We start from the raw sequence: 7,837 nt of genomic DNA on the forward strand, positions 1-7,837 counted from the left end.
CGCCGCCGCCCAGGCCGACCCGTTCGAGCCGCCGCCTGCAGGTCTCAGCGCCGCGCAATTGCAGGCGCGCTCCGCCGGTGCCGTCGCGCCGACCGCGGCACCGACCGCCCAGGCGAGCGCCTATGAGGCCGTCGCGCCTTCGTCAATGCAACAACCGGCACAGCCTGTGACGAGCGCCCGCACCGTGTCGCGGAACGCCCCCGATGCCATCGACGCCGCCGCCGATGCCTTCGAGCCACCACCGTCCGCTGCGCTCGCCGAACGCCAGGCTCAGCAGGCGCAACGCGCCGAAGCTGGCGGTGGCGTGCAGATCATGCGCGCGTCGACGGCGGCACATGGCATCCCCGCTCCCACGCAAACCAGCGACGACCCGATCGCCCGCTTTGCGAACGGCAGTTATTGACGCGCCCGTATCCAGCGACCGAGGCTTTTGCTCTGGCGTAGCCGTCTGTGGGTAGCTGGAAGACAGCGCCCGTTGTCATGCGCGCCGAACGCGCGACGGCTGACACACGCCCCCTTTTCGCGCGCCGCACAAAAACACCGCCGTGCGATACGACGCCCGCGCCAATCTGCTATCGTCACCGGATATTCTTCCGACGGCGGGTGATGACGATGGAACTCGGTCTGAAAGACAAGGTGGTGTTGATTACGGGCGGCAGCAAAGGCATCGGCTTCGCGTGCGCGCGGGCCTTCGCGCAGGAGGGCGCGAAGGTCGCGATCGTGTCGCGCGATCCCGCCAACCTCGCGCGTGCCTACGAGCAACTGAAGCAGGAGGGACTGCACGTGCATCGCACGCGCGCCGATCTGCACGAGCCGCACAGCGCCGCCGATATCGTCGAGGAAGTCAGCACCGCGGTAGGACCGATCGACGTGCTCGTCAACAGTGCCGGCGCAGCGCGCCGCTACGACCCGGAAACGCTCGACGCCGACGCGTTCCGCGCGACCATGGAAGCGAAGTATTTCCCCTACATCTATCCGCAGCAGGAAGTGCTGCGCCGCATGGCCGAGCGTGCGAAGGCCGGCCACGGCGGCGAGCCGGGCACGATCGTCAACATCATCGGCATGGGCGGCAAGATGGCGAGCGACATCCATATCGCCGGCGGCGCGGCGAATGCGGCGCTGATGCTGGCAACCGTCGGCCTCGCGCACTACTACGCGCGCTACGGCATCCGCATCAACGCGATCAATCCGGGCTCGACGCTGACCGAGCGCGTCGAGGAAGCAGTCAGACTCGAAGCACAGGGGCAGGGCATCGGCAACGAGGAAGCGCTCGCGCGCGGCCAGGCCAAGGTGCCACTCGGCCGCTATGCCAAACCCGAGGAAATTGCCGATGTCGCGCTTTTCCTCGCGAGCCGCCGCGCGAGCTATGTGACCGGCGCGATCATCCCGATGGATGGCGCGAGCGCGCCGTTGATCTAAGCCGGAGAGCGTGTTGAGGGGATAGGTGACGCGCGGCGATAGTCGTAAAGCGTGAGGCAGTCGCTAACGAATCGCGTAGTCAAGTCAGTCAGAACAGAGGTAAAACAGCAGGCCAGCGCCAGCGCAGAGGCGCTGACCGAACGAGGCCGGGACTCCCGAAGCCCTCGAACAACCCGCGCCGATCAAACAGCGCGAGCCATCTCAGGCGAGATACACGCAATCACAGAAAGCGGTGACCGAGCCACCATGCGGCACCGGACAGCACCGCGGAAGCCGGAATCGTCAGAATCCATGCCCAGACGATGTTGCCGGCCACGCCCCAGCGCACCGCGCTCAGCTTTTGCGTCGCGCCGACGCCGACGATCGCGCCGGTAATCGTATGCGTCGTGGAAACCGGAATGCCGAGCCACGACGCCGTAAACAGCGTGATCGCCCCGCCCGCTTCCGCGCAGAAGCCGCCGACCGGTTTCAGCTTCGTGATCTTCTGCCCCATCGTGCGCACGATGCGCCAGCCACCGAAGAGCGTGCCGAGCCCCATCGACAGATAGCAGCCGCCGATCACCCACAGCGGCGGCGCATCCGCGTTCAACGACGCGAAGCCGGTCGCGATCAGCAGCATCCAGATGATACCGATGGTTTTCTGCGCGTCGTTGCCGCCGTGACCGAGGCTGTACAGTCCCGCCGACAACAGTTGCAGGCGGCGGAAACGCCGGTCGACCTTGCTCGGCGGCGTGCGGAAATAGAGCCACGACACCAGCAGCATGAAAAACGAGCCGAGTACGAAGCCGAGCAGCGGCGAGATGAAGATGAACGCGATCGTCTTCATGAGGCCGTCCCAGTTCAGCGAGCCCCAGCCCGACTTGGCGAGCGCGGCACCCACGAGCCCGCCGATCAGCGCGTGCGACGAACTCGACGGAATGCCGTAATGCCAGGTGATGATGTTCCAGGCGATCGCGCCGGCCAGCGCGCCGAAGATCACGTAATGGTCGACGATGTCGGGGTCGATCGTGCCCTTGCCGACCGTCGCGGCCACTTTCAGGTGGAACACGAAATAGGCAACGACGTTGAACGCGGCCGCGAATGCCACGGCCTGCTGCGGCTTCAGCACGCCGGTCGAGACGACCGTGGCGATCGAGTTCGCCGCGTCGTGAAAGCCGTTCATGAAGTCGAAAACCAGCGCGACGGCAACCAGGCCGGCAACGACCCAGATAGCGAGTTGTATCGATTGCATTATGCGTTTTCCAGCACGATGCCTTCGATGATGTTCGCCACATCCTCACACTTGTCGGTGACCGTTTCGAGCAGCTCGTAGATCGCCTTGAGCTTGATCAGAACCTTGACGTCGTCTTCCTCGCGGAACAGTTTCGACATAGCAGCGCGCAGCACGCGGTCGGCTTCCGACTCCAGCCGGTCGATGTCCTCGCACGCCTTGAGGATCTGGCTCGCCTGCTTCATGTCCGCGAGCAGGCTCACGGCGAACTGCACGCGCTCGCAGGTCGCCGTGCAGATATGCGCAAGCTGGCTGGCCTCGGACGTGACCGATTGCACGTCGTACAGCGAGATGGCGGTGGCGACGTCCTCCATCAGGTCGAGGATGTCGTCCATCGTCGTGATCAGTTTGTGGATCTCGTCGCGGTCGAGCGGCGTGATGAAAGTCTTGTGCAGCAGGTCGATGGCTTCGTGCGTGAGTTTGTCGGCAGCCTTCTCGGACTGTTGCACGTTCTGCTTGTGGGTTTCCGCGTCCTGCAGATTGTCGATCAGTAGCTCGAGCTCGTGGCTTGCCGAGACGATGCACGTTGCGTGCGCATTGAAGATTTCAAAGAACTTGCCCTCGGTGGGTGTTAGTCTTGGGATACGAAACATAAGCTGGGTAAGGGTTTTCGGCCTATTTGTGGGTGTGACCGTGAAAAAACCGTGAAATCCCGCTTACACAGACCTTTGCGGGCGCACTGTCACAAAAGCGTCATTGTGCCAGATACGCCCCTTCTGGCTCAGTGCAACTTGAACCGGGTATCTATCAGACGCGGGATTGTCATCAAACCGCCGTCACCCGCGCTTGAGAAGTTCGGCAAACCGTGCCCGCTGGCGAAGTCCTGCTGCGTGCTGGGCGAGACCCGAAGTTATTTTCGGCCCCAAGCTGTCGCTTCGCATTTCAGAATTTATCTTCGCACCCAAGACCTTTCCAGAGGAAACGTGCGCTAATCATAGCGTTCATCAACTGACATACTTGAAGGAAGCGACTATCATGGGACGTGTAAATTCGACACAGAACGTTCGGCAAGCGCAGGATTATCAGTTAGATGCGGTACGCAATGAGTCTCCTGGCCAAACATCCTCGGCTCGTGCTGCCCCTCGTAGAGAGGCTTCCCCCCAACTAGCAGCATTGACGCGCCCGCCTAGCAGAACCTCTCTTCGTGAAGGCGACACTTATAGAACCATTGGCATGTTGAAAACATCGGGATACGACGCCGATCGCCTAGCGGCCAGCGGTCCCGTTCCCGTACCCTATTTGAGCGCAGTTGAACGCGCTCGGTACCAAGTATCGATAGCAAACGGCATTCTTTCCCAAAAAGGTGAATCAGGCGCTTGGCAACCCATGAACACCGAGGGCATGGGCTACATGTTTGTAATGGACGGCAAGGGAAAGCTCTATGCTGGCGATGAGTGTGTGCTACAACATCACTCGTCTTTTTTAGCGGGAGCCCCAGTCGCAGCAGCCGGGGTGATGGAAGTTGCGTCAGGTCGACTTAGATATATTACGGATCAAAGCGGTCACTATTCACCAACCACTGATCACACAAACCAGCTCCTCCAATTGTTGCAGCACAGAGGCGTCGATCTTTCGAAGGTCCAGATAGATCGCGTAGGACTAAGCAAATCACAATGGGCAAGTCAAGGCGTTGCATTTGAACGCGTTTACCCAGAAGGGACAAGGCGTAAGCCATACTGAATTGGTCCCGGATATTCACCCCTCCGTTTCTCCGCTCAGTCAGGCCGCTGATTTCTCATATCAATCAGCAGTTTAGATCAAGATGTGGCGGATTTTTTGCGAATCCCGGCCGACCCTCAAAAAGCCCCGCTCAGGATTTGATTCCTGACGGGGCTTTGTCTATTGTGTCGCGCCCGGTTAGTCTTCGTATTTGACCGTGTACATTGCCAACCGGGACAGTTTTTCCATGTACGCGCGCATCTGTTCCGCACCGTTGGCGGGTGAACTACCATCGTCATACAGAAAGATTCGATCCGTATCAGGCTTGCCGTGCGTGGACAAACTTGCCGCCGTTTTGGCGGTTATGCTCATGCGTACGGCGCTTGGGTGCGTTTCGTACTCCACCCAATCAGGGCTGGTAGTGCCCAAGGGTTTGTAGTCACGATTCAGAATGATGTATCGCCCGTTCGAAAGCCTTTGCAGGCAGTAGGGCATAAACACCCATCGGAAGTCTTTAATGTCCATTTCAGATTATCTAATTGATCGATTCTAAATAATAGCAGGAAGCAAACGCAAGCGAGTACCCAAAAAAGCAGCGCGGATGCCCGCCATTGCCGGACGTGCAAACGACAAAAAGCCCCGCCAGGAATCGAATCCTGAGTGGGGCTTTTTTCTTTTTGGTGCGCCGGTAACAAAAACGCCGTGGCCGTCCCGATGCATTCTCATATGTGGGGGCTTTCCGCCCTCGTTCAAAATGCCGTGCAAGATGCCGTTCTCGAATCCCTTGACCGTTGTGACCGGCTGAGTTTCCAAGCTTCCCAAAACGTTGTTCAGCAGGCTCAGCGCGAGCGGTGAAACGTCAGGTGGGGATAGAACTCCCGCCTGCTCTTGGATGGGCGCGGGGATGGCAACATACTTTTTCAACGCCATCCGGATTACCTTCGAAAGACTGGTTCCGTAGCGGCCTGCGAACGTTTTCGCATTCTCGTGTTCCTCACGGCTCACGTAAAAATTAATCTTCACACGCTTGGTTGCGTCCAGCGCATCAGCGAGTTCTTCACTCATGTTCAGTCCCACCTTTTAGTCAGCAGTCCTATTTCAGGATTTTTGATTGATTTTTCTGGGCATGCGTTACTTACTGCCCTCCGCTATGAAATTAGCGTTTGTGGGTCAGAAACTGAGCGCCGTTACAAAATAGAGCAGAAAGCGCAACGAATTATTCACAGACCTAGATCGGGAGACACCTGTACGCCCAGCGTAGTTGCCTCAATCAGATATACGCAAATTGTATTTTCAAATAACGCAATGTGTATTTTTCAGGAAACACTCCCGCCATCAACAGTCGGTAGATCGCTCCACAATCGAGCATTGTTCATAAAATAATTATAATTAATTTTTTTGCTCGCCATTGTTGGCGACCAATCCACAATCAGGTTTTTCCACATGAGAAAACCGCTGATTTTTGGTCTAAAAACTGGGATTTAGTCGCCCACTCGTCAATTTCAGAGTAGGCCCATTCGATTTGAGTAAATTTTTATTCGAAATCACTGATGGGCTCGTAAATACGAAATGAGCCTGCATTAGCCATGCATTCCAAGAGAGCGAAACGGGGTGGCTCCCCCTGACGTGCCTGTTTCACGTCTAGCCCTCACCAATTCTCTGAAACAGGTCAGCTATGACAACAAATCAAAACGCCGCTGACTCGGCAATTGCTGAAGTCAACAAACGATACGCCGTTATCATGTGCGGCAACAAACCTCAAGTTATGCGTGAGTCCCACACGCCTGACGGTGAGCGCGCACTAAGCTTTATGTCGTTCTCGGACGCGGCGAATCTGCTTGCGAATGTGACGGTGAGCGAAAAACGCCAAGTCAAAGGAAAGGACGTGGACGCGAGTACACCGGTATTCGACCTTTGGAAGCGCTCACCGACCCGTCGTCAATATGAGGGCCTGGTGTTGTCCCCTGCCAATCGATACGGCGCGGAGTTTTACAATCTGTGGAGCGGCTTTGCCGTCGAACCCTTGACGGTCACTGCGGACAAGGCCGCGAAGGACTACTGCCCCCTGCTGCTGGCGCATATGAAGAACATTCTGTGCTGCGGCAACGAGGAACATTTCCAGTACCTCATGGCGTGGTGCGCCGATATCGTCCAAGACGCGGAACACAAGAAAGGTGTTGCGCTGGTTCTGCGCGGTAACAAAGGGACCGGCAAATCCATCTTCCTCGATGCGATGCGTGACATCATCGGCAAGGCACACGCCATGAAGGTTGCGCACTCGAAGCAGCTGACCGGCAACTTCAATAGTCACCTGCGTGAGAAAGTTCTGGTGGTCGCGGAAGAGTCGTTCTGGTCGGGTGACAAGTCCGCAGATGGTCCCCTGAAGGACCTGATCACGGCGCGCACGGTGACGATTGAAGCGAAGGGCAAAGACTCCGTTGAAATGGACTCGTATGTCCGCGTCGCAATGTCCACCAACAATGATTGGGCAGTCCCCGCGACGCGCGATGAACGCCGTTACTTCGTGCTCGATGTCAGCGACGCGAAGGCACAAGACACTGAGTATTTCTCGGATATCGCTGACGAACTCGAAGCAATGGGCAAGGAAGCGTTCCTGCGCGTGCTGATGGACTTCGACCTATCCAACACCAACCTGCGCAAGGTTCCCGAAACGGACGGCCTGAAGGTCCAGAAAAGCCTGTCGCTGGAGCCACATCACCGCTTCATGTACGACTTGGTGACCGGATCACGAATCGGAAACGATCCTCTGTATTGGACCGCTCACGACGCAAACGGCAACTCGCAGGATTCGCACAAAGTAGGAAAGGATTTGCTCTACAACGCTTATGTCGATTACGCACGGCGCTTAGGCACTCTGTATCCAATCGTCAAGGAAGTGTTTTCGAAAGAACTACTGGCCGCTACCGGCGCGCGAGGTGTACGCGCGATGATCGCAGGCAACCGTGAGCAGGTTTTCGAACTGCCTTCGATCAAAGATGCGCTTGCCCGATTTATCGCATATACCGGCATCTGCCACGCCGAATGACAGGGGTAAGCATTGCAATGGCAGGGGTATTGGGTTACCCCTGTCAACCGCAAACCTTTATCCAGCAAGCCTCTGTCAGGGCTACCATAGCTACCATAGTCAAATAATCAATCTATTCTGGCAGACAGGCACTCCCCGTTCTTGCCTAGAGAATGGGGCCTCTGCGCGCGTCTTTCATCAGGGTCCGGACCATAGGTCCAACATGACCGGTTGTAGAACCGCAGTCCTTCACCTTCTCACACGCACCAACACGGCATTGCAGCATGTATCAACAGCGCACTTCAATTGAGCTTGTGCTCAACGGGGAAGCCCTTGTAGCGTGTTAGATGGTATGGACGCCTCCCCCCGGCAACGGGTAAGGGAAGCCAGGCGACAGAGCGCATCTGCAACTGCCTGTACAGTGGATGCGTCGTGCCCATCAGCTCACGCAGGAGGTTTCCAAA

6 protein-coding genes and 1 pseudogene are annotated in these 7,837 nt (G+C 57.6%); 3 read left to right on the forward strand and 4 right to left on the reverse strand.

The window, feature by feature from the left end; genetic code table 11:
- Nucleotides 1-403, forward strand: a pseudogene (locus GXB81_RS29655) (peptidoglycan endopeptidase); the annotation flags it as partial.
- Between the two features lie 209 nt (nt 404-612).
- Nucleotides 613-1,419: an SDR family oxidoreductase gene (locus tag GXB81_RS29660; RefSeq protein WP_167038533.1), complete on the forward strand. Its 807-nt coding sequence runs from the start codon at nt 613-615 to the stop codon at nt 1,417-1,419.
- A 220-nt stretch (nt 1,420-1,639) separates the two neighbouring features.
- On the opposite strand, the gene GXB81_RS29665 is transcribed toward GXB81_RS29660, so the two are convergent.
- From GXB81_RS29665 to GXB81_RS29680, 4 genes are all read right to left on the reverse strand, one after another.
- Nucleotides 1,640-2,650 carry an inorganic phosphate transporter gene (locus GXB81_RS29665; protein WP_167038535.1) on the reverse strand — a complete coding sequence of 337 codons (1,011 nt, stop codon included), beginning with the start codon at nt 2,648-2,650 and terminating at the stop codon, nt 1,640-1,642.
- The gene (locus GXB81_RS29670) at nt 2,650-3,282 is read right to left on the reverse strand and encodes a DUF47 domain-containing protein (RefSeq protein ID WP_167284885.1); all 633 of its coding nucleotides are present in this window, start codon (nt 3,280-3,282) and stop codon (nt 2,650-2,652) included. The genes GXB81_RS29665 and GXB81_RS29670 overlap by 1 nt, the downstream gene beginning before the upstream one ends.
- A gap of 1,264 nt (nt 3,283-4,546) precedes the next feature.
- Nucleotides 4,547-4,873: a hypothetical protein gene (locus GXB81_RS29675; protein WP_167284886.1), complete on the reverse strand. Its 327-nt coding sequence runs from the start codon at nt 4,871-4,873 to the stop codon at nt 4,547-4,549.
- Nucleotides 4,874-4,897: 24 nt separating this feature from the next.
- Nucleotides 4,898-5,413, reverse strand: a complete 516-nt coding sequence (locus GXB81_RS29680; protein ID WP_205991082.1) for a hypothetical protein — start codon at nt 5,411-5,413, stop codon at nt 4,898-4,900.
- A 610-nt stretch (nt 5,414-6,023) separates the two neighbouring features.
- Between GXB81_RS29680 and GXB81_RS29685 the strand changes: the two genes are divergently transcribed.
- Nucleotides 6,024-7,394, forward strand: coding sequence for a DUF5906 domain-containing protein (locus GXB81_RS29685; protein ID WP_205991083.1), 1,371 nt, complete (start codon nt 6,024-6,026; stop codon nt 7,392-7,394).
- Nucleotides 7,395-7,837 lie beyond the last annotated feature (443 nt).

The organism is Paraburkholderia sp. Ac-20336, from assembly GCF_017105025.1.
In the GTDB taxonomy this organism is placed as follows: domain Bacteria; phylum Pseudomonadota; class Gammaproteobacteria; order Burkholderiales; family Burkholderiaceae; genus Paraburkholderia.